Origin of the sequence: Pseudomonas flexibilis, assembly GCF_000806415.1 — a bacterium.
In the GTDB taxonomy this organism is placed as follows: domain Bacteria; phylum Pseudomonadota; class Gammaproteobacteria; order Pseudomonadales; family Pseudomonadaceae; genus Serpens; species Serpens flexibilis.
Window position 1 is genome coordinate 38,307 of record NZ_JTAK01000008.1, and the last position, 22,480, is coordinate 60,786.

Below are 22,480 nucleotides of genomic sequence, written 5' to 3' on the forward strand. Positions count from 1 at the left end.
GCCTTTCAGCCTGGATGCGCCTTGGATCGCCGCAGAGGAACTGCTGGCGCGCATCACGGCTTTCGCAACCACAGCACCCACAAGGGCTCGATTCGAAACATGTCCAATCGCTCGATCATCTATACCATTACCGACGAAGCACCCGCGCTAGCCACCTACTCCCTGCTTCCGATCATCAAGTCCTTCACCCACTCCTCCGGCATCCAGATAGAAACACGCGACATCTCCCTCGCCGGACGCATCCTCGCCACTTTCCCCGACTACCTGACCACCGAACAGCGCATCGCCGATGATCTGGCCGAGCTGGGCCAGATGGCTACCACTCCCGATGCCAATATCATCAAGCTCCCCAACATCAGCGCCTCGGTTCCGCAGCTCAAGGCCGCCATCAAGGAGCTGCAGCAGCAGGGTTATGCGCTGCCCGATTACCCCGAGGCACCGAGCAACGACACCGAGAAGGACGTCAAGGCCCGCTACGACAAGATCAAGGGTAGCGCCGTGAACCCGGTGCTGCGCGAAGGCAACTCCGACCGCCGCGCACCGCTGTCGGTCAAGAACTACGCACGCAAGAACCCGCACAAGATGGGCGCCTGGAGCGCCGACTCCAAATCCCACGTGGCTCACATGGAGGCGGGTGACTTCTACGGCAGCGAGAAAGCCGCTCTGATCGAAGCCGCTGGCAGCGTGAAGATCGAACTGGTTGCCGCCGACGGCAGCGTTCGCGTCCTGAAGGAAAAGACCAAGGTGCTGGCCGGCGAGATCATCGACGCCTCGGTGATGAGCAAGAAGGCCCTGCGCAGCTTCGTGAGCGCGCAGATCGAAGACGCCAAGAGCACCGGCGTACTGTTCTCCGTGCACCTGAAGGCCACCATGATGAAGGTCTCCGACCCGATCATGTTCGGCCAGTTCGTCGAAGCCTATTACGACGCCGTGCTGACCAAGCACGCCGACGCGCTGAAGGCGGTCGGTTTCAATGCCAACAACGGCATCGGCGACCTCTACACCCGCATCAAGACGCTGCCCGCCGAGAAGCAGGCCGAGATCGAAGCAGACATCCAGGCCGTGTACGCGTCCAGCGCCAAGCTGGCCATGGTCAACTCCGACAAGGGCATCACCAACCTGCATGTGCCGAGCGACGTGATCGTCGACGCCTCCATGCCGGCGATGATCCGCGACTCCGGCAAGATGTGGAACGCCGAAGGCAAGCTGCAGGATGCCAAGGCGGTGATTCCGGACCGCTGCTACGCCGGCGTGTACCAGGTCGTGATCGAAGACTGCAAGGCCAACGGCGCATTCGACCCGACCACCATGGGTAGTGTCCCGAACGTCGGCCTGATGGCGCAGAAGGCGGAGGAATACGGCTCCCACGACAAGACGTTCCAGATCCCGGCGGACGGCACCGTGCGCGTCACCGACCTGAACGGCAACCTGCTGCTGGAACATGCCGTGGAAGCCGGCGACATCTGGCGCATGTGCCAGGTCAAGGACGCACCGATCCAGGACTGGGTCAAGCTCGCCGTGACCCGCGCGCGCCTGAGCAACACCCCGGCGATCTTCTGGCTGGACAGCAACCGTCCGCATGACGCCCTGGTCATCGAGAAGGTCCAGCAGTACCTGAAGGACCACGACACCACCGGCCTGGACATCAGCATCCTGTCCCCGGTCGAAGCCACCCGCGTGTCCCTGAAGCGCATCCGCGAAGGCAAGGACACCATTTCGGTGACCGGCAACGTGCTGCGTGACTACCTCACCGACCTGTTCCCGATCATGGAGCTGGGCACCAGCGCCAAGATGCTGTCCATCGTTCCGCTGATGAGCGGCGGCGGCCTGTTCGAGACCGGTGCCGGCGGTTCCGCGCCCAAGCACGTCCAGCAGTTCAACGAGGAAGGCTACCTGCGCTGGGATTCGCTGGGCGAGTTCCTGGCCCTTGCCGCCTCCCTGGAGCACTTGGGCAACAGCTACGGCAACAGCAAGGCGCTGGTACTGGCCAAGACCCTGGACCAGGCCACCGGCCAGCTGCTGGACAACAATAAGTCCCCGGCTCGCAAGGTCGGCCAGATCGACAACCGCGGCAGCCACTTCTACCTGGCCCTGTACTGGGCGCAGGCCCTGGCCGAGCAGACCGAAGACCTGGAGCTGCAAGCCCAGTTCAGCGGTCTGGCCAAGCGCCTGACCGAGAACGAAGCCCGAATCGTGGCCGAGCTGAACGATGCCCAGGGCAAGCCTCAGGACATCGGCGGCTACTACCAGCCGAACTTCGAGCTGGCCAGCAAGGCCATGCGTCCCAGCGCGACCTTCAATGGCGCGTTGGCACAGCTGGCCTGAGTTCGCAGCCTTGCCGGTGAGCTGTCATCGGCAACAAAACCCCGGCCTCGTGCCGGGGTTTTGCATTTCCCGCCTCTCGCTCGCCCTGTGACGACAAGCGCGTATAATGCCGCTCCCCTGAAGAACCTCGGAATGAGCGGATGAACTGGCACGCCCACGTCACAGTCGCCACCGTCATCGAAGACAACGGCCGATTCCTGCTGGTCGAAGAGCAGCAGCGTGGCCGCCTGGTGCTCAATCAGCCCGCCGGCCATCTGGAGCCTGGCGAAAGCCTCATCGAAGCCGCCCTGCGCGAAACCCTCGAGGAAACCGGCTGGACGGTGGAGATCCAGGGGCTGGTAGGGGTCGGTCTGTACACCGCCCCCAGCAACGGCGTCACCTATTACCGCACCACGTTCTTCGGCCGGCCACTGAGTCATGATGCCCAGCGCCCGCTGGATACCGGCATCGAGCGCGCCCTGTGGCTGACGCCCGCCGAAATGCAGGCCGAGGCCGAGCGCCTGCGCAGCCCGTTGGTCGCCAAGGCGGTCGAGCACTACCTGGCCGGCCACCGCTACCCCCTCTCGCTGATTTTCTGAAAGGTTTCTCCGTGAACGGCAAACGCATCATCGTCGGCATGTCCGGAGGCGTGGACTCCTCCGTTTCCGCCCTGCTCCTGCAGCAACAGGGTTATCAGGTCGAAGGCCTGTTCATGAAGAACTGGGAAGAGGACGACGGCACCGAGTACTGCACCGCCAAGGAAGACCTCGCGGACGCGCAGGCCGTCTGCGACAAGCTGAGCATCCACCTGCACACGGCCAATTTCGCCGCCGAGTACTGGGACAACGTGTTCGAACATTTCCTGGCCGAGTACAAGGCGGGGCGCACGCCGAACCCGGACATCCTGTGCAACCGGGAAATCAAGTTCAAGGCGTTCCTCGATTACGCGCTGACGCTCGGCGCCGACCTGATCGCCACCGGCCACTATGTGCGCCGCCGCGATGTCGATGGCCGCAGCGAACTGCTCAAGGGCCTGGACCCGAACAAGGACCAGAGCTACTTCCTGCACGCCGTGGGCGGCGAGCAGATCGCCCGCAGCCTGTTCCCGGTGGGCGAACTGGAAAAACCCCAAGTACGCGCCATCGCCGAACAGCACGGCCTGGCCACCGCCAGGAAGAAGGACTCCACCGGCATCTGTTTCATCGGCGAGCGTCGCTTCAGCGATTTCCTCAAGCAGTACCTGCCCGCCCAGCCCGGCGACATCGAGACCACCGACGGCCAGGTGATCGGCCGCCACCACGGCCTGATGTACCACACCATCGGCCAGCGTCAGGGGCTGGGCATCGGCGGTCTGAAGAACGCCAGCGAAGAGCCCTGGTACGTGCTGGAGAAGGACCTGGCGCGTAACGTGCTGATCGTCGGCCAGGGCGAGCATCCCTGGCTGTTCTCCCGTGCCCTGCGCGCCTCGGAGATCTACTGGGTCAATCCCGTCGAGCTTGCCGAGCCGCGCCGTCTGACCGCCAAGGTGCGCTACCGCCAGCAGGATCAGGCCTGCACCCTGGAGCGCACCGAAGATGGCTATCGCGCCGTGTTCGACGCGCCGCAGCGCGCCGTCACCCCCGGCCAGTCGGTGGTGTTCTACGACGGCGAGGTCTGCCTGGGCGGCGGCGTCATCGAACTGGCCGAGCCCTGGTTCCCCCGCACCGGAGCACGCGCATGAATCGCACCCAGGAACAGCTGATCGCCCTGGGGGCCGTGTTTACCGCCGCCATCCAGGTGGACCGCCTGGCACGCACCGGACAGTGCAACGAAGCCGCCGTGGCCTGCCTGGTCGGCAGCCTGCTGGCGCGCAACCCGCAAAGCACCCTGGAGGTGTTCGGCGGCGACGACCTCAACCTGCGCGACGGCTATCGCGCGCTGGCCAGCACCCTGGAGCGTACGCCGGCCAGCCTGCCGCGCGACTCGCTGCGCTACGCGCTGACCCTGCTGGTCCTCGAGCGCCAGCTGGACAAGCGCGGCGATCTGATGGACCTGATCGGCAAGCGCCTCGGCCAGATCCAGCAGCAGGTCGAGCACTTCGGTCCGACCCATGAGAACGTCATCGCCTCCTTCGGCGCGCTGTACCAGGACACCCTGTCCACCTTCCGCCAGCGCATCCAGGTGCAGGGCGACATGCGCTACCTGCAACAGAGCGCCAATGCCGCCAAGATCCGCACCCTGCTGTTCGCCGGCGTGCGCGCCGCGCGCCTCTGGCGACAGCTGGGCGGCAGCCGCTGGCAACTGGTGTTCAGCCGCCGCAAGCTGCTCAAGGAGCTCTACCCGCTGCTACGCAGCGCCTGACCTCCCACATCACGGGCGCCCTGGCTACCGATCTTTCGGGTATGCTATGCGCCCTGTTTTTTCTGCCCGATTGCCGAGATAACCCCATGCAGCTCTCCTCGCTCACCGCGGTTTCCCCCGTCGATGGCCGTTACGCCAGCAAGACCAACGCTCTGCGCCCGATCTTCAGCGAGTTCGGCCTGATCAAGAACCGCGTCCTGGTGGAAGTGCGCTGGCTGCAGCGCCTGGCCCAGCACTCCGGTATTCCGGAAGTGGCCCCCTTCTCTGCCGAAGCCAATGCGCTGCTGAACAGCCTGGCCGAGAACTTCCAGCTGGAGCATGCCGAGCGCGTCAAGGAATTCGAGCGCACCACCAACCACGACGTGAAGGCCGTGGAATACCTGCTCAAGGAGCAGGCCAAGCAGCTGCCGGAGCTGGCTGCCGTCAACGAATTCATCCACTTCGCCTGCACCAGCGAGGACATCAACAACCTGTCCCACGCGCTGATGCTGCGCGAGGGCCGTGACAGCGTGCTGCTGCCGCTGATGCGCCAGACCGCCGAGGCGATCCGCGAACTGGCGATTAAGTTCGCCGACGTGCCGATGCTGTCGCGCACCCACGGCCAGCCGGCATCGCCCACCACCCTGGGCAAGGAAATGGCCAACGTCGTCTATCGCCTGGAGCGCCAGATTGCCCAGGTGGCCGCCGTGCCGCTGCTCGGCAAGATCAACGGTGCCGTGGGCAACTACAACGCCCACCTGTCCGCCTATCCGGACGTGGACTGGGAAGCCAACGCCAGCGAATTCATCGAGCAGGACCTGGGCCTGGCCTGGAACCCCTATACCACCCAGATCGAGCCGCACGACTACATCGCCGAGCTGTTCGACGCCATCGCGCGCTTCAACACCATCCTCATCGATTTCGACCGCGACGTGTGGGGCTACATCTCCCTCGGCTACTTCAAGCAGAAGACCGTGGCCGGCGAGATCGGCTCGTCCACCATGCCGCACAAGGTCAACCCGATCGATTTCGAGAACTCCGAAGGTAACCTGGGCATCGCCAACGCGATCTTCCAGCACCTGGCCAGCAAGCTGCCGATCTCCCGCTGGCAGCGTGACCTGACCGACTCCACCGTTCTGCGCAACCTGGGTGTCGGCTTTGCCCACAGCATCATCGCCTACGAAGCCTCCCTCAAGGGCATCGGCAAGCTGGAGCTGAACGCCGTACGCATCGCCGAAGACCTGGACAACTGCTGGGAAGTCCTCGCCGAGCCCGTGCAGACCGTGATGCGCCGCTACGCCGTGGAAAACGCCTACGAGAAGCTCAAGGAACTGACTCGCGGCAAGGGCATCAGCCCGGACGGCCTGCAAACCTTCATCGACACCCTGGATATTCCCGCCGAGGCCAAGGCCGAGCTGCGCAAGCTGACCCCGGCCAACTACATCGGCAACGCCGTGGCCCAAGCCAAGCGCATCTGAGCCGCGCCTGTTCAAGGACGCCCGGCCGCGCCGGGCGTTTTTTATTTCCGAATCCCGCTCCGCTCGAAAGAGCAAGGTGTTAGCAATGACTTCTAATACTCCACTTCAACTTCTGGGCGGTATCAGCGTGCAGCAATTCCTGCGCGAGTACTGGCAGAAGAAGCCCCTGCTGATTCGCCAGGCGATTCCTGATTTCCAGAGCCCGATCAGCCCGGACGAGCTGGCCGGCCTGTCGCTGGAAGAAGAAGTCGAATCGCGCCTGGTGCTGGAGCACGGCGAACACCCCTGGGAGCTGCGCCGCGGCCCCTTCGCTGAAGACACCTACCAGAACCTGCCCAAGCGCGACTGGACCCTGCTGGTACAGGCCGTCGACCAGTTCGTTCCGGAGGTCGCCGAGCTGCTGGAGCACTTCCGTTTCCTGCCCAACTGGCGCATCGACGACATCATGATCAGCTACGCCGCGCCGGGCGGTGGCGTCGGGCCGCATTACGACAACTACGACGTGTTCCTGCTGCAGGGCTACGGCAAGCGCCGCTGGCGTATCGGCCAGATGTGCGACAGTGAAAGCCCACTGCTCGAACACGCCGACCTGAAAATTCTTGCCGATTTTGCCGGCACGGATGAATGGGTGCTGGAACCGGGCGACATGCTCTACCTGCCGCCACGCTTGGCCCATTTCGGCACCGCCGAAGACGAGTGCATGACCATTTCCGTAGGCTTCCGCGCCCCCAGCGCCAGCGAAGTACTGACCCATTTCACCGACTTCCTGGCCCAGTTCATCCCCGACGAAGACCGCTACAGCGATGCCGACCTGACGCAACAGGACGATCCCTACCAGATCCAGAGCGATGCACTGGTGCGCCTGAAGAAACTGCTGGCAGAACATATGGGCGATGAGCGCCTGCTGCTCACCTGGTTCGGCCAGTTCATGACCGAGCCGAAGTACCCCGAGCTGGTCGCGGGCCCTGACATCGACGAGAACGAACTGCTGAACGCCCTGGAGGACGGTGCCGTGCTGGTACGCAACCCCAGCTCGCGCCTGGCCTGGAGCGAAATAGACCTCGGCCTGTTGCTGTTCGCCAGCGGCCAGAGCCGCCTGCTGCCCGCCGAGCTGCGCGATCTGCTCAAGCTGATCTGCTCCGCCGACGCCCTGCATCAGGACAATCTCGGCCAATGGCTGGGCAATGACGAAGCGCGTACCCTCCTCCTGGAGCTCGTCAAACAGGGGAGTCTGGAGCTGGCCGATGAAGAATGAGCTGAGTGTCCGCGTCGCCGACTGGCAGAAGGACAATGCCGAACTACGCCGTATCCGCGAAGCGGTGTTCATCAACGAACAATCGGTGCCGCCGGAGCTGGAGTGGGATTCCGATGACCAGGAGGCCACCCACTTCCTGGCCTGCACAGGCGACTATCCCATTGGCACCGCCCGCCTGCTGGCCGACGGCCATATCGGCCGGGTCGCCGTGCTCAAGGACTGGCGCGGCAGCGGCATCGGCGCGATGTTGATGAAGGCGGCCATCGAGAAAGCCGAGCAGGCGGGTCTGACTCGCCAGTACCTCACCGCCCAGGTGCACGCCACTGCCTTCTACGAGCGCCTGGGCTTCCGGGTGGTCAGCGAGGAATTCCTCGAGGCGGGCATCCCCCATGTCGACATGGTCCGACACAGCAACTGAGCGGGCCCTGAAATGCGGACGGAGCACTCCGTCCGCTCAAGGAGAATCTGCATGCACCTGCGTCCAGCCGTCATCGCCCTGCTGTTGACTCTTTCCCAGCCCCTGTTTGCCGCCACGGCCCTGATACCGCTGCAGCACCGCACGGCCGAGGAGCTGCTGCCCGCCGTCCAGGCACTGCTCGACGAAGGCGAGACGCTGGCCGCCCATGATCGCCAGCTACTGGTGCGGGCCAGCCTGGAACGCATCAATGAGTTGCGGAGTGTTGTCAACCAGCTGGACGCGCCGGCTCGCCAGCTGCTGATCAGCCTGGACACCAGCCCCGACCAGCAGCCCCGTTACCGAGTGGTGACCCACCCCGCCCTGCCGGCGCAGAGTGGCGCCCCTGCCCCTCGCATCCTGACGGCCGGACAGCCCCACCGAACCCTGCAGATCCGCGCCAGCGAAGGTCGCCCCGCGTTCGTGCAACTCGAGCGCAGCGAACCCCGGCTCGGCTTCAGCGCCGACCTGGATGGCCTGCCCTACCTGCAAAGCCAGGAAACGGAAAGTGGCATCGCCCTGCAACTGGTGGCCAGACTGACCGGCGACGCGGGCGTGCAACTGGACCTGAGCGCCCGGCGTACCGAAATCGACCCCGCTCTGTACGGGGCCCGAGATACCCTGCTGGGCGAAACCCACGTCACTGGTCGTCTCGGGGAATGGATCGAGATCACCGGCGAGGAGCTCACCGCCACGCACAACCGACTGGCCACCCGCTCCGCCCAGGCGCAACCGCTGCGCATCCGCGTGGACGCTCTCGAATGATGTGCGGACAACCCTGAAAGCAAAAATGTAGTGCCACAAAAAAAACACTACAAAACGTTTGACTCGCCTGTCGTTCCATCGCATCATGCGCCCGCTCCCGCTAACCAGGAGGCTCTTTTCGAAGAGCAGCCCGAAGCGACTCAAGCCAACCAGCCGGGTCTCTTCGTGCCGATTCAGCCTTACCGGGCGATCGACGAGGTTGCGACTGGAACGTAGTCGTCCCGAGGGACGGGGAAGCCTTGGATCCACAGCCCTTTCCTGCATATTTCCTATGCAGATCGCAGATGCTGTAGTACCTCTGCTCGCTCCCTACCTGCACGACCTCGTTTCCGTCCATCCTCCTCCAGGTTGCATGAGCCGCCCGTCGCACGACCTTGCTCAGGTCGACCGGGAGTCGGTGAAAGACCAACCCATTGTGAAGGATTGACCATGTCCGCTTATCAAAACGACATCAAGGCGATCGCCGCCCTGAAAGAGCAGTACGGCAGCAGCTGGAGCGCCATCAACCCGGAATCCGTCGCTCGCATGCGCGCCCAGAACCGCTTCAAGACCGGTCTGGAAATCGCTCAGTACACCGCTGACATCATGCGCAAGGACATGGCCGAGTACGACGCCGACTCGTCCGTATACACCCAGTCGCTGGGTTGCTGGCACGGCTTCATCGGTCAGCAGAAGCTGATCTCCATCAAGAAGCACCTGAAGACCACCAACAAGAAGTATCTGTACCTGTCCGGTTGGATGGTTGCCGCGCTGCGCTCCGAGTTCGGCCCGCTGCCCGACCAGTCCATGCACGAGAAGACTGCCGTCTCCAGCCTGATCGAAGAGCTGTACACCTTCCTGCGCCAGGCTGACGCCCGTGAGCTGGACCTGCTGTTCACCGCTCTGGACGCTGCCCGCGCCGCTGGCGACAAGGCCAAGGAAGCCGAGATCCAGGCTCAGATCGACAACTTCGAAACCCACGTGGTACCGATCATCGCCGACATCGACGCCGGCTTCGGTAACCCGGAAGCCACCTACCTGCTGGCCAAGAAGATGATCGAAGCGGGTGCCTGCTGCATCCAGATCGAGAACCAGGTTTCCGACGAGAAGCAGTGTGGCCACCAGGACGGCAAGGTAACCGTCCCGCATGCCGACTTCCTCGCCAAGATCAACGCTGTTCGCTACGCGTTCCTGGAACTGGGTATCGACAACGGCGTGATCGTCGCCCGTACCGACTCCCTGGGTGCCGGCCTGACCAAGCAGATCGCCGTGACCAACGAGCCGGGCGACCTGGGCGACCTGTACAACTCCTTCCTGGATTGCGAAGAAATCTCCGCAGCCGAACTGGGTAACGGCGATGTCGTGATCAAGCGTGAAGGCAAGCTGCTGCGTCCGAAGCGTCTGCCGTCCAACCTGTTCCAGTTCCGCAAGGGCACCGGCGAAGACCGCTGCGTGCTGGACTGCATCACCAGCCTGCAGAACGGCGCCGACCTGCTGTGGATCGAAACCGAGAAGCCGCACGTTGGCCAGATCAAGGGCATGGTTGACCGCATCCGCGAAGTCATCCCGAACGCCAAGCTGGTGTACAACAACAGCCCGTCCTTCAACTGGACCCTGAACTTCCGCCAGCAGGTGTTCGACGCCATGGTCGCCGAAGGCAAGGACGTTTCCGCCTACGACCGCGCCAAGCTGATGAGCGTGGAGTACGACGACAGCGAACTGGCCAAGCTGGCTGACGAGAAGATCCGTACCTTCCAGCGCGACGGTTCCGCCAACGCAGGCATCTTCCACCACCTGATCACCCTGCCGACCTACCACACCGCGGCCCTGTCCACCGACAACCTGGCCAAGGGCTACTTCGCCGACCAGGGCATGCTGGCCTACGTGAAGGGCGTGCAGCGTCAGGAAATCCGCCAGGGTATCGCCTGCGTCAAGCACCAGAACATGGCTGGTTCTGACATCGGCGACAACCACAAGGAGTACTTCGCTGGCGAAGCGGCTCTGAAGGCAAGCGGCAAGGACAACACCATGAACCAGTTCCACTAAGGAACCGGCTCACGCCCGGTCGGCCCGTCCGGCCGGTGCGACTGTCCAGACAAGGCCCCGGTAGCGATACCGGGGCCTTGTCGTTTCCGTATCCGGGTCTAGGCTAGTCACCCACCGGCGCCTTCCGCCGCACCGGCACCCGGGAGCCTGGCCATGACCGATATCGCCACCCTTTCCCACCACTGGGCCTTTGCCGTGTTCCTGGCCGGCGTCCTGGGCCTGTGCGCCTTCATGCTCGGCGTCTCCAGCCTGCTCGGCGGCAAGTCCTGGGGCCGCAGCAAGAACGAACCTTTCGAGTCCGGCATCGTTTCCACCGGCAGCGCCCGCCTGCGCCTGTCCGCCAAGTTCTATCTGGTCGCAATGCTATTCGTGATCTTCGACGTCGAGGCGCTGTTCCTCTTCGCCTGGGCGATCTCGGTACGCGAAAGCGGCTGGGCCGGCTTCATCGAAGCGACCATTTTCGTGGCAATCCTGTTGGCGGGCCTGGTTTATCTGGGGCGGATCGGCGCGCTCGACTGGTCACCCAGCCGTCGCCGTGCGCGTCAGGCGACGCACAAACAATGAGGCATGGGTGATGCGATACAACCTTGTGCGGATCGATCCGGAGGCGGCCAACCCGCGCTACCCGATCGGTGAACGCTCGACGGTAGGCGATCCGCTGGAGGATCAGGTCCACCGCAGCATCTTCCTGGGCAAGCTCGAGGAGGTGCTCAACGGCGCGGTCAACTGGGGTCGCAAGAACTCCCTGTGGCCGTACAACTTCGGGCTTTCCTGCTGTTACGTGGAAATGACCACCGCCTTCACCGCACCCCATGACATCGCCCGCTTCGGCGCCGAGGTGATTCGCGCATCGCCGCGCCAGGCCGACTTCATGGTGGTGGCGGGCACCTGCTTCATCAAGATGGCGCCCATCATCCAGCGGCTCTACGAGCAGATGCTCGAGCCGAAATGGGTGATCTCCATGGGCTCCTGCGCCAACTCCGGCGGTATGTACGACATCTACTCGGTGGTACAGGGCGTCGACAAGTTCCTGCCGGTGGATGTCTACGTGCCCGGCTGCCCGCCCCGTCCGGAGGCCTTCCTGCAGGGGCTGATGCTGCTGCAGGAGTCGATCGGCCAGGAACGCCGTCCGCTCTCCTGGGTCATTGGCGATCAGGGCGTCTATAGGGCGGAAATGCCCTCGCAGCGCGAACGGCACCGTGAACGGCGCATCCAGGTCACTCAACTGCGCAGTCCCGATGATGTCTGAGCCTAAACAGTCGACGCACCCCGGCGGAACGCTGCACATTCCGCCCTATCAGGAGGATGATCGCGGCATTGTCAGCGAACTTCACGCTCGTTTCGGCGCCGACGCCTTCACCGAGCAACCGACCCTGACCGGCATGCCGGTGCTCTGGGTGGCGCGCGAGCGGCTGATCGAGATCCTGCGTTTCCTGCGCCAGCTGCCCCGCCCCTATTCGATGCTCTATGACCTGCACGGCATGGATGAGCGCCTGCGCACCCGTCGCCAAGGACTGCCTCCGGCCGACTTCAGCGTCTTCTACCAACTGATTTCACTGGAGCGGAACAGCGACCTGATGCTCAAGGTCGCGCTGCTGGAAGGCGATCCGGAACTGCCGAGCGCCACCGGCGTCTGGCCGAACGCCAACTGGTACGAACGGGAAATCTGGGACATGTTCGGCATCCGCTTCAGCGGCCACCCGCTGCAGACCCGCATCCTCATGCCGCCCACCTGGGAGGGGCACCCGCTGCGCAAGGACTACCCGGCCCGCGCCACGGAGTTCGACCCCTACAGCCTGACCGCCGCCAAACAGGATCTGGAGCAGGAGGCGCTGCGCTTCCGCCCCGAGGACTGGGGCATGCAGCGGCGCGGCGCCCACGAGGATTTCATGTTCCTCAACCTGGGCCCCAACCATCCCTCGGCCCACGGCGCCTTCCGCATCATCCTGCAGCTGGACGGCGAGGAGATCGTCGATTGCGTGCCGGAGATCGGCTACCACCACCGCGGCGCCGAGAAGATGGCCGAGCGCCAGAGCTGGCACAGCTACATCCCCTACACCGATCGCATCGACTACCTGGGCGGGGTGATGAACAACCTGCCCTATGTGCTGGCCGTGGAAAAGCTCGCCGGTATCCGGGTGCCGGACCGCGTGGATTTCATCCGCGTGATGCTCGCCGAGTTCTTCCGCATCCTGAACCACCTGCTGTTCCTCGGCACCTATATCCAGGACATCGGTGCCATGACCCCGGTGTTCTTCACCTTCACCGATCGCCAGCGGGCCTATCGGGTGGTGGAGGCGATCACCGGCTTTCGCATGCACCCGGCCTGGTTCCGCATCGGCGGTGTGGCGCACGACCTGCCGCGCGGCTGGGACACCCTGGTGCGCGAGTTCCTCGCCTGGATGCCCCGGCGCCTGGACGAGTACGAGAAGGCCGCCCTGAAGAACAGCATCCTGATCGGACGTACCAGGGGAGTGGCCTCCTACACCACCCGCGACGCGCTGGACTGGGGCGTGACCGGAGCCGGCCTGCGCGCCACCGGCTGCGACTTCGACCTGCGCAAGGCGCGTCCCTACTCTGGTTACCAGCACTTCGAGTTCGAAGTGCCGCTGGCCGTCAACGGCGATGCCTACGACCGCTGCCTGGTGAAGCTGGGCGAGATGCGCGAGAGCCTGAAGATCATCGAACAGTGCCTGCGCAACATGCCGGAAGGGCCCCACAAGGCCGACCATCCGCTGACCACGCCGCCGCCGAAGGAACGCACGCTGCAGCACATCGAGACGCTGATCACCCACTTCCTGCAGGTCTCCTGGGGGCCGGTGATGCCGGCCAACGAAAGCCTGCAGATGATCGAGGCGACCAAGGGCATCAACAGCTACTACCTGACCAGCGACGGCAGCACCATGAGCTACCGCACGCGCATCCGCACCCCCAGCTTCCCGCACCTGCAGCAGATTCCCTCGGTGATCAACGGCAGCATGATCTCCGATCTGATCGCCTACCTGGGCAGCATCGATTTCGTGATGGCCGACGTGGACCGCTGACCATGAGCCAGACCCTGATCCAGACCGACCGATTCACCCTGAGCGAGGCCGAACGGCAGGCCATTGAGCAGGAAAAACAGCACTTCGAGGACTCGCGGGCCGTTTCAATCGAGGCGCTGAAGATCGTGCAACAGCAGCGTGGCTGGGTGCCGGACGGCGCCTGCGAGGCCATTGGCGAACTGCTGGGCATCCCCGCCAGCGACGTGGAAGGCGTAGCCACCTTCTATAGCCAGATCTTTCGCGTACCGGTGGGCCGCCACATCCTGCGCGTGTGCGACAGCATGACCTGCTTTATTGCCGGTCACGAGACGCTGCTCGTCCGCCTGCGTGACCAGCTCGGCATCGAGCCCGGGCAAACCAGCGCCGATGGCCGCTTCACGCTGCTGCCGGTGTGCTGCCTGGGCAACTGCGACAAGGCGCCCACGCTGATGATCGATGACGACACCTACGGCAACGTGAGCGCCGACGCCCTCGCCCGGCTGCTGGAGGCCTATCCATGAAACTCGCCTCTCTCGGTCCCGCCAACCGCGTACCACGTGCCGAAGACACCCATCCGCTGACCTGGCGCCTGCGCGAGGATGGCGAACCGGTGTGGCTGGACGAATACCGCCGTACCAACGGCTACCAGGCGCTGCGCAAGGCCCTCGACGAGCTGACCCCGGCTGCCACCGTGCAGGCGGTCAAGGACTCCGGCCTCAAGGGACGGGGCGGCGCAGGCTTTCCGACCGGGGTGAAATGGAGCCTGATGCCCGCCGACGACACGCGGAACATCCGCTACCTGCTGTGCAATGCGGACGAGATGGAACCCAACACCTGGAAGGACCGGCTGCTCATGGAGCAGCTGCCGCACCTGCTGGTGGAAGGCATGCTGATCAGCGCCCACGCGCTGCGAGCCGGTCGCGGCTACATCTTCCTGCGCGGCGAGTATGTCGACGCGGCGCGCATCCTCAACCGCGCCCTGGCAGAGGCCCGCGACGCCGGCCTGCTGGGCCGCAACATCCTCGGTAGCGGCTTCGATTTCGAGCTGTTCGTGCACACCGGCGCCGGCCGCTACATCTGTGGCGAGGAAACCGCGCTGATCAATTCGCTGGAAGGCCGCCGCGCCAACCCGCGCGCCAAGCCGCCCTTCCCGGCCAGCGTCGGCGCCTGGGGCCGACCGACCTGTGTCAATAACGTGGAAACCCTGTGCAACGTGCCGGCGATCATCCTGCACGGCGTGGACTGGTACCGCTCCCTGGCCCGCTCCGGCAGCGACGACATGGGCACCAAGCTGATGGGCTTCTCTGGCCGGGTCCGCACGCCCGGCCTGTGGGAACTGCCCTTCGGCATCAGCGCCCGCGAGCTGTTGGAAACCCACGCCGGCGGCATGCGCGATGGCCATAAGCTCAAGTGCTGGCAGCCCGGCGGCGCCGGCACCGGCTTCCTGTTGCCTGAACACCTGGACGCGGCGATGCACGCCGGCGGCATCGCCGCGGTCGGCACCCGCATGGGCACCGGATTGGCACTTGCCGTCGATGCGTCGGTCAGCATGGTGTCGCTGCTGCGCAACATGGAGGAGTTCTTCGCCCGCGAGTCCTGCGGCTGGTGTACGCCGTGCCGCGACGGCCTGCCGTGGAGCGTGAAGATCCTGCGCGCGCTGGAGCAGGGCCAGGGCACGCCCGAGGACCTGCAGGTGCTCGGCGAACTGGTCGAGTTCCTCGGCCCGGGCAAGACGTTCTGTGCCCACGCGCCGGGCGCGGTGGAGCCGCTGGGCAGTGCCCTGAAGTACTTCCGCGACGAGTTCAAAGCCGGCATCGCGCCCTCGGCGCGCGCGCGCCGAGGGCTCGCGCAAACCTGAGGAGAAACCGCAACCCCGCTGCGGCGGACAGGAAGGACAGCAGCATGGCCACCATTCATGTAGACGGACAGGCATACGAGGTCGACGGGGCGGACAACCTCCTGCACGCCTGCCTGTCGCTCGGCCTCGACATTCCCTACTTCTGCTGGCATCCGGCGTTGGGTAGCGTCGGCGCCTGCCGCCAGTGCGCGGTGAAGCAGTTCCGCGACGAGCACGATACCCGGGGCCGGCTGGTGATGTCCTGCATGACGCCGGCCAGCGACAACACCTGGATCTCCATCGCCGACGAGGAAGCCCGCGCGTTCCGCGCAAGAGTCGTCGAGTGGCTGATGATCAACCACCCGCACGACTGCCCGGTATGCGAGGAAGGCGGGCATTGCCATCTGCAGGACATGACGGTGATGACCGGCCATAGCCGGCGCCGCTACCGCTTCAGCAAGCGCACCCACGCAAACCAGGACCTCGGACCGTTCATCGGCCACGAGATGAACCGTTGCATCGCCTGTTACCGCTGCGTGCGCTACTACAACGACTACGCCGGCGGCACCGACCTGGGCGTATTCGGCGCCCATGACAACCTGTACTTCGGCCGCGTCGAGGACGGCCCGCTGGACAGCGAGTTCGCCGGCAACCTCACCGAGGTCTGCCCGACCGGGGTATTTACCGACCGACCCCACTCCGAGCGCTACACCCGCAAGTGGGACATGCAGTACGCACCCGGCATCTGCCACGGCTGCGCGGCCGGCTGCAACATCAGCCCCGGCGAACGCTACGGGGAAATCCGCCGCATCGAGAACCGCTACCACGGCGAGATCAACCACTACTTCCTCTGCGACCGTGGCCGCTTCGGCTACGGCTTCGTCAATCGCCCGGACCGCCCGCGCCAGCCCCGCTGCGCGGACGCCATGCTGGGCATTGATGCCGCGCTGGACAAGGCTGCCGAGCTGCTGCGCGGCAAGCGGGTGATCGGCATCGGCTCGCCGCGTGCCAGCCTGGAAAGCAACCACGCCCTGCGCACGCTGGTCGGCGAGCGACATTTCTGCAGCGGGGTGAGCGCCGCCGAGCTGGACGGCCTGAACCGCGTCCGCGACCTGCTGCACAAGGGCCCGTTGCCGGTGGCCTCGATGCGCGACATCGAACGCCACGACGCGGTGTTCATTCTCGGCGAGGACCTGACCCAGACCGCCGCCCGCCTGGCCCTGGCGGTGCGCCAGGCCGCCCACGGCAAGGCCGGGGAGATGGCCGCCGCGCTGCAGGTCCCGGACTGGCATCAGGCCGCCGTGCAGAACGTCGCCCAGCGGGCGCTGAATCCGCTGTTCATCGCCAGCCTGGAGCACACCCGCCTGGATGATCTGGCCGAGCATTGCCACCGGGCTGCACCGCGCGATCTGGCGCGCCTGGGCTTCGCCGTGGCACACGCCATCGATCCGCAGTCCCCGGCGGTCGAGGGGCTGGAGCCAGCAACCCGGGAAGATGCCGAGCGCATCGCCGCCGCCCTGCTGGCCGCCCGCCGGCCGCTGCTGATCGGCGGCACCTCGCTGGGCGAGCCCGCGTTGCTCGACGCCGTGGGCAACATCGCCCAGGCGCTGAAGAATCGCCGGAAGAACGCATCGCTCAGCCTGGTAGTGCCGGAAGCCAACAGCCTCGGCCTGAGCCTGCTCGGCGGCAGCCCCCTGGAGGACGCGCTGCAGGCTCTGCAGCGTGGCGAAGCACAGGCCGCGGTGGTGCTGGAGAACGATCTGTACCGGCGCACCGACGCCCAGCGCATCGAGGCCGCCCTGGAGCAGGCCACACTGGTCGTCCTCGACCATCAGGCGACCGCCACCGCTGCGCGCGCCCAGCTACTGTTGCCCGCCGCCAGCTTCGCCGAGGCCGACGGCACCCTGGTCAGCCAGGAAGGCCGCGCGCAGCGCTTCTTCCAGGTCTTCGAGCCGTATTATTACGACCCTGAGTGTCGCATTCGCGAGGGCTGGCGCTGGCTGCATGCCCTGCACTGCACCCTGCAGAGCCGCCCGGTGGACTGGACCGAGCTGGACCAGGCCACCGAGGCGTGCGCCGCCGCCCACCCGCTCTTGGCCGGCATCCGCGACGCCGCGCCCCGGGCAAGCTTTCGCATTCGCGGCCTCAAGCTGGCCCGCGAACCGCATCGCTACAGCGGCCGCACCGCCATGCGCGCCAACCTCAACGTGCACGAGCCGCGCCAGCCCCAGGATCGGGACAGCGCGTTCGCCTTTTCCATGGAGGGCTATGCCGGCAGCACCGAGCCCCGGCAGCAGATCCCCTTCGCCTGGTCCCCGGGCTGGAACTCGCCGCAGGCGTGGAACCGCTTCCAGGACGAGGTGGGCGGCCACCTGCGGGCCGGCGATCCGGGCGTGCGACTGCTCGACGGCCCGCGTGGCGACCTGGCCTGGTGCGCACCGCCACCGGAGTTCGAGCCCCGGCCGGGGCTGCTGCACGTGGTGCCACTGCATCACCTGTTCGGCAGCGAGGAGCTGAGCGCCCGCGCCGCGCCGATCCAGGCGCGCATGCCCGATGCCTACGCATTGCTGGGCCGCGACGAGGCCGAGCGACGCGGCCTGCGCGACGGCATGCCGGTCAGCCTGCGCCTCGATGATCAGCGACTGCGCCTGACGCTGCGCCTGAGTGACCACCTGGCCCCGGGCCTGCTCGGTCTGCCCAGCGGTTTACCGGGCATACCGCCGCTGCGCGCCGACAGCCTGGCCATGGATCTGGAGGCCGCGCCATGAGCTGGCTGACGCCCGGCGTGGTCGACATCCTCATCGCGGTCATCAAGGCGCTGGTGATCCTGCTGGCGGTGGTGATCGCCGGCGCCCTGCTGAGCTTCATCGAGCGTCGCCTGCTGGGCTGGTGGCAGGACCGCTACGGTCCCAACCGCGTCGGCCCGTTCGGCATGTTCCAGCTGGCCGCCGACATGCTGAAGATGTTCTTCAAGGAGGACTGGACGCCACCCTTCGCCGACCGAATGGTGTTCACCCTGGCCCCGGTGGTGGCCATGAGCGCATTGCTGATGGCCTTCGCCGTGGTGCCCATCACCCCCACCTGGGGCGTGGCGGACCTCAATATCGGCATCCTGTTCTTCTTCGCCATGGCCGGCCTGACCGTCTACGCGGTGCTGTTCGCCGGCTGGGCGAGCGACAACAAGTACGCCCTGCTCGGCGCGCTGCGGGCCTCGGCGCAGACCGTGTCCTACGAGGTGTTCCTCGGCCTTTCACTGATGGGCGTGGTGGCGCAGACGGGTTCGTTCAACCTGCGCGACATCGTCGCGTACCAGCAGCACCTGTGGTTCATCCTGCCGCAGTTCCTGGGTTTCTGTACCTTCCTCATCGCCGGCGTGGCGGTGACCCACCGGCATCCCTTCGACCAGCCGGAAGCCGAGCAGGAGCTGGCCGACGGCTACCACATCGAATACGCCGGCATGAAATGGGGCATGTTCTTCGTCGGCGAGTACATCGGCATCGTCCTGATTTCGGCGTTGTTGACCACACTGTTCTTCGGCGGCTGGCACGGCCCGTTCCTCGATGCGCTGCCATGGCTGTCGTTCGTCTGGTTCGCGCTGAAGACCGGGTTTTTCATCATGTTCTTCGTCCTGCTGCGCGCCTCGCTGCCGCGTCCACGCTATGACCAGGTGATGGCCTTCGGCTGGAAGTTCTGCCTGCCACTGACCCTGCTCAACCTGCTGGTGACCGGTGCGCTGGTGCTGGCGGCCCGCTGAGGAGAAGCAGCCATGCTCAAGTACATAGGCGAGGTGGTGCACGGCACCTTCACCCAGCTGCGCAGCCTGGTGATGATCTTCGGCCACGGCTTTCGCCCGCGCGACACCCTGCAGTACCCGGAAGAGCCGGTGTACCTGCCGCCGCGCTACCGGGGCCGCATCGTGCTGACCCGCGACCCCGACGGCGAAGAGCGCTGCGTGGCCTGCAACCTCTGCGCGGTGGCCTGTCCGGTGGCCTGCATTTCCCTGCAGAAGGCCGAGCAGGAAGACGGCCGCTGGTATCCGGAGTTCTTCCGCATCAATTTCTCGCGCTGCATCTTCTGTGGCCTGTGCGAGGAAGCCTGTCCGACCACGGCGATCCAGCTCACCCCGGATTTCGAGATGGGCGAATACCGGCGCCAGGAGCTGGTGTACGAAAAGGAGGACCTGCTGATCGCCGGCCCCGGCAAGTATCCGGACTACAACTACTACCGGGTGGCCGGCATGGCCATCGCCGGCAAGCCCAAGGGCGCCGCCCGGGACGAGGCGCCGCCGATCGATGTGAAGGGGTTGCTGCCATGACCCGCCAACCTGTTTCGCCGAGGCCCTGACATGGAATATGCCTTCTACCTCTCCGCCGGCGTGGCCGTGGTGGCCAGCTTCCGGGTGATCACTGGCAGCAATCCGGTGCACGCCCTGCTCTACCTGATCACCTCGCTGCTGGCCGTGGCCATGTGCTTCTTCAGCCTCGGCGCGCCGTTCGCCGGGGCGCTGGAAATCATCGTGTATGCCGGGGCGATCCTGGTGCTGTTCGTGTTCGTAGTGATGATGCTCAACCTCGGCCCGGAGACCGCGCGCCAGGAGCGCAGCTGGCTGACCCCGGGAGTCTGGATCGGCCCCGGGCTGCTGGCGCTGCTGTTGTTCGGCCAGTTGATGTGGGCGCTGTTCGCCGCGCCCAGCCAGGTGCCCCTCGGGCTGGAAGATGTACCGTCCAAGGCTGTCGGCATCGCGCTGTTCGGCCCCTACCTGCTGGCCGTGGAACTGGCCTCGCTGCTGCTGCTGGCGGCGCTGGTGGCCGCCTACCACTTGGGACGCCACGAGGCCACGGAGTGACCGCCATGATCGATGCGATCCCCCTTGAACATGGCCTGGCCGTCGCCGCGCTGATCTTCTGCCTGGGTCTGGTCGGCCTGATGGTGCGTCGCGACATCCTCTTCGTGCTGATGAGCCTGGAAATCATGATGAACGCCTGCGGCCTGGCCTTCGTGGTGGCCGGCAGCCGCTGGGCGCAGCCCGACGGGCAGATCATGTTCATTCTGGTGATCAGCCTGGCCGCCGCCGAGGCAGCCATCGGCCTGGCCATCCTGCTGCAGCTGTACCGCCGCTTCGACACCCTCAGCGTGGATGCCGCCAGCGAGATGCGTGGATGAACCTGCTGCCCCTGACCTTCCTCTTTCCCCTGCTCGGCTACCTGCTGCTGGCCTTCTCGCGTGGACGCCTGCCGGATCGCCTGGCCGCCGTCATCGGGGTCGGCTCGGTGGGTCTGGCGGCGCTGGTCACGGCCTGGGTCGCCGTAGAGTTCGTCACCTCGCCGCCGGCGGGCGGCATCCACACCCAGCGCCTATGGCAATGGCTGGACGTGGCGGGCCTGCAGGCCAGCGTCGGCCTGCATCTGGATGGCCTGTCCTTGACAATGCTGGGCGTGGTGACCGGGGTCGGCTTCCTGATCCACCTGTTCGCCAGCTGGTACATGCGTGGCGAAGAGGGCTATTCGCGCTTCTTCGCCTACACCAACCTGTTCATCTTCAGCATGCTGCTGCTGGTGCTGGGCGATAACCTGCTGCTGCTGTACTTCGGCTGGGAGGGCGTCGGCCTGTGCTCCTACCTGCTGATCGGCTTCTATTACGACGAGCGGGCCAACGGTAACGCGGCCCTCAAGGCCTTCATCGTCACCCGGGTCGGCGACGTGCTAATGGCCTTCGGCCTGTTCATCCTGTTCGTGCAGCTCGACACCCTGAACATCCAGGCGCTGCTCGCCCTGGCGCCGCAGCGATTCGCCGAGGGCGACCCGTGGATCAGCCTGGCGGCGCTGGCGCTGCTCGGCGGCGCGGTCGGCAAGTCCGCGCAACTGCCGCTGCAGACCTGGCTGGCCGATGCCATGGCCGGCCCGACGCCGGTTTCCGCGCTGATCCACGCCGCTACCATGGTCACCGCCGGCGTCTACCTGATCGCCCGCACCCACGGCCTTTTCCTGCTGGCGCCGGAGGTCTTGCAGCTGGTCGGCCTTATCGGCGCCACGACCCTGCTGCTGGCCGGCTTCGCCGCCCTGGCGCAGACCGACATCAAGCGCATCCTGGCCTACTCGACCATGAGCCAGATCGGCTACATGTTCCTCGCCCTGGGCGTGGGCGCCTGGAGTGCGGCGATCTTCCACCTGATGACCCACGCCTTCTTCAAGGCCCTGCTGTTCCTCGCCGCCGGCGCGGTGATCAACGCCTGCCACCACGAACAGAACATCTTCCGCATGGGCGGGTTATGGCGCCGCCTGCCGCTGGCCTATGTCAGTTTCCTGGTGGGGGGCGCGGCGCTGGCGGCCCTGCCGCTGCTCACCGCCGGCTTCTATTCCAAGGACGCGATTCTCTGGGAAGCCTTCGCCAGCGGCCATCTCGGACTGCTGTTCGCCGGCCTGGTCGGCGCCTTGCTGACCTCGCTCTACTGCTTCCGACTGATCTTCATCGTCTTCCACGGCTCACCACGTATCGAGGCTCACGCGGGACGCGGCCTGGCCCACGGTCTGCCACTGGTCGTGCTGATCCTGCTGTCCACCTTCCTCGGCGCCTGGATCAGCCCGCCGCTGGCCGATGTATTGCCGCCGGGCGCCGGGCAGACCACGGACGAGGGGCGCATGACACTGGAAATCACCTCGGGGGCGATTGCCGTCGCCGGCATCCTGCTCGCCGCCGGGCTGTTCCTTGGCAAGCGCACGCGGGTCACGGCGCTCGCGCAGAGCCCGCCGGGACGGCTGCTGCATGCCTGGTGGCGGGCCGCCTGGGGATTCGACTGGCTCTACGACAGGCTGTTCGTGCGGCCCTACCTGCTGCTGTGCCGCCTGCTGGGTCGCGATCCCATCGATCGCGGCATGGGCCTGCTGGCGAAGCTGGCGCAGGCTGGGCACCGGGCTACCAGTCGGACCCAGACTGGCCAGTTGCGCTGGTACGCGCTGTCCCTGGTGGGTGGAGCCGTGCTGCTGCTTGGCCTGGTCCTGATTTGAACGTGCGCAAGGATTC

Annotated in this window: 20 protein-coding genes; all 20 read left to right on the plus strand. The window is 65.7% G+C overall.

Going from position 1 to position 22,480, the window contains the following annotated elements; translation table 11 throughout:
• Positions 1–99 precede the first annotated feature (99 nt).
• The 20 genes from PT85_RS16365 (at position 100) to nuoL (ending at position 22,464) form a co-directional block, all read left to right on the plus strand.
• A complete protein-coding gene (locus PT85_RS16365; protein ID WP_027590916.1) occupies positions 100–2,325 on the plus strand; it encodes an NADP-dependent isocitrate dehydrogenase in 2,226 nt (741 codons plus the stop codon).
• Positions 2,326–2,465: 140 nt separating this feature from the next.
• Positions 2,466–2,903: an NUDIX hydrolase gene (locus tag PT85_RS16370; protein ID WP_027590917.1), complete on the plus strand. Its 438-nt coding sequence runs from the start codon at positions 2,466–2,468 to the stop codon at positions 2,901–2,903.
• 11 nt (positions 2,904–2,914) lie between these two features.
• Positions 2,915–4,024, plus strand: a complete 1,110-nt coding sequence (gene mnmA, locus PT85_RS16375) for a tRNA 2-thiouridine(34) synthase MnmA (RefSeq protein ID WP_267958212.1) — start codon at positions 2,915–2,917, stop codon at positions 4,022–4,024.
• Positions 4,021–4,644: a high frequency lysogenization protein HflD gene (gene hflD / locus PT85_RS16380; protein ID WP_027590919.1), complete on the plus strand. Its 624-nt coding sequence runs from the start codon at positions 4,021–4,023 to the stop codon at positions 4,642–4,644. Before mnmA ends, hflD begins: the two co-directional genes overlap by 4 nt.
• An 86-nt stretch (positions 4,645–4,730) precedes the next feature.
• Entirely contained in the window at positions 4,731–6,101 is a 1,371-nt protein-coding gene (gene purB, locus PT85_RS16385) for an adenylosuccinate lyase (RefSeq protein WP_039607257.1), read from the plus strand.
• An 85-nt stretch (positions 6,102–6,186) separates the two neighbouring features.
• Complete coding sequence (locus tag PT85_RS16390; protein WP_039607258.1) at positions 6,187–7,356, plus strand: ribosomal protein uL16 3-hydroxylase; 1,170 nt, start codon at positions 6,187–6,189, stop codon at positions 7,354–7,356.
• Positions 7,346–7,774, plus strand: a complete 429-nt coding sequence (locus PT85_RS16395) for a GNAT family N-acetyltransferase (RefSeq protein WP_027590922.1) — start codon at positions 7,346–7,348, stop codon at positions 7,772–7,774. The genes PT85_RS16390 and PT85_RS16395 overlap by 11 nt, the downstream gene beginning before the upstream one ends.
• Positions 7,775–7,825: 51 nt before the next feature.
• Positions 7,826–8,575 (plus strand): secretin N-terminal domain-containing protein, encoded by a 750-nt coding sequence (locus PT85_RS16400; RefSeq protein ID WP_039607259.1) that lies wholly within the window; start codon positions 7,826–7,828, stop codon positions 8,573–8,575.
• Between the two features lie 429 nt (positions 8,576–9,004).
• Complete coding sequence (locus PT85_RS16405) at positions 9,005–10,600, plus strand: isocitrate lyase (protein WP_039562125.1); 1,596 nt, start codon at positions 9,005–9,007, stop codon at positions 10,598–10,600.
• 153 nt (positions 10,601–10,753) lie between these two features.
• A complete protein-coding gene (locus PT85_RS16410) occupies positions 10,754–11,164 on the plus strand; it encodes an NADH-quinone oxidoreductase subunit A (protein WP_027590925.1) in 411 nt (136 codons plus the stop codon).
• Positions 11,165–11,174: 10 nt separating this feature from the next.
• Positions 11,175–11,849 (plus strand): NADH-quinone oxidoreductase subunit B, encoded by a 675-nt coding sequence (locus PT85_RS16415; RefSeq protein ID WP_027590926.1) that lies wholly within the window; start codon positions 11,175–11,177, stop codon positions 11,847–11,849.
• Positions 11,842–13,644: an NADH-quinone oxidoreductase subunit C/D gene (gene nuoC / locus PT85_RS16420; RefSeq protein WP_139182076.1), complete on the plus strand. Its 1,803-nt coding sequence runs from the start codon at positions 11,842–11,844 to the stop codon at positions 13,642–13,644. Before PT85_RS16415 ends, nuoC begins: the two co-directional genes overlap by 8 nt.
• Positions 13,645–13,646: 2 nt before the next feature.
• Entirely contained in the window at positions 13,647–14,144 is a 498-nt protein-coding gene (gene nuoE, locus PT85_RS16425; protein WP_039607260.1) for an NADH-quinone oxidoreductase subunit NuoE, read from the plus strand.
• Complete coding sequence (gene nuoF / locus PT85_RS16430; RefSeq protein WP_039607261.1) at positions 14,141–15,481, plus strand: NADH-quinone oxidoreductase subunit NuoF; 1,341 nt, start codon at positions 14,141–14,143, stop codon at positions 15,479–15,481. The genes nuoE and nuoF overlap by 4 nt, the downstream gene beginning before the upstream one ends.
• 44 nt (positions 15,482–15,525) lie before the next feature.
• Entirely contained in the window at positions 15,526–18,228 is a 2,703-nt protein-coding gene (gene nuoG / locus PT85_RS16435) for an NADH-quinone oxidoreductase subunit NuoG (protein WP_039607262.1), read from the plus strand.
• Positions 18,225–19,214: an NADH-quinone oxidoreductase subunit NuoH gene (gene nuoH / locus PT85_RS16440; RefSeq protein ID WP_039607263.1), complete on the plus strand. Its 990-nt coding sequence runs from the start codon at positions 18,225–18,227 to the stop codon at positions 19,212–19,214. Before nuoG ends, nuoH begins: the two co-directional genes overlap by 4 nt.
• A 12-nt stretch (positions 19,215–19,226) precedes the next feature.
• The gene (gene nuoI / locus PT85_RS16445) at positions 19,227–19,775 is read left to right on the plus strand and encodes an NADH-quinone oxidoreductase subunit NuoI (protein ID WP_027590932.1); all 549 of its coding nucleotides are present in this window, start codon (positions 19,227–19,229) and stop codon (positions 19,773–19,775) included.
• 30 nt (positions 19,776–19,805) lie between these two features.
• A complete protein-coding gene (nuoJ, locus tag PT85_RS16450) occupies positions 19,806–20,306 on the plus strand; it encodes an NADH-quinone oxidoreductase subunit J (protein WP_027590933.1) in 501 nt (166 codons plus the stop codon).
• 8 nt (positions 20,307–20,314) lie between these two features.
• Positions 20,315–20,623, plus strand: coding sequence for an NADH-quinone oxidoreductase subunit NuoK (gene nuoK, locus PT85_RS16455; protein WP_027590934.1), 309 nt, complete (start codon positions 20,315–20,317; stop codon positions 20,621–20,623).
• A complete protein-coding gene (gene nuoL / locus PT85_RS16460; RefSeq protein WP_039562117.1) occupies positions 20,620–22,464 on the plus strand; it encodes an NADH-quinone oxidoreductase subunit L in 1,845 nt (614 codons plus the stop codon). The genes nuoK and nuoL overlap by 4 nt, the downstream gene beginning before the upstream one ends.
• Positions 22,465–22,480 lie beyond the last annotated feature (16 nt).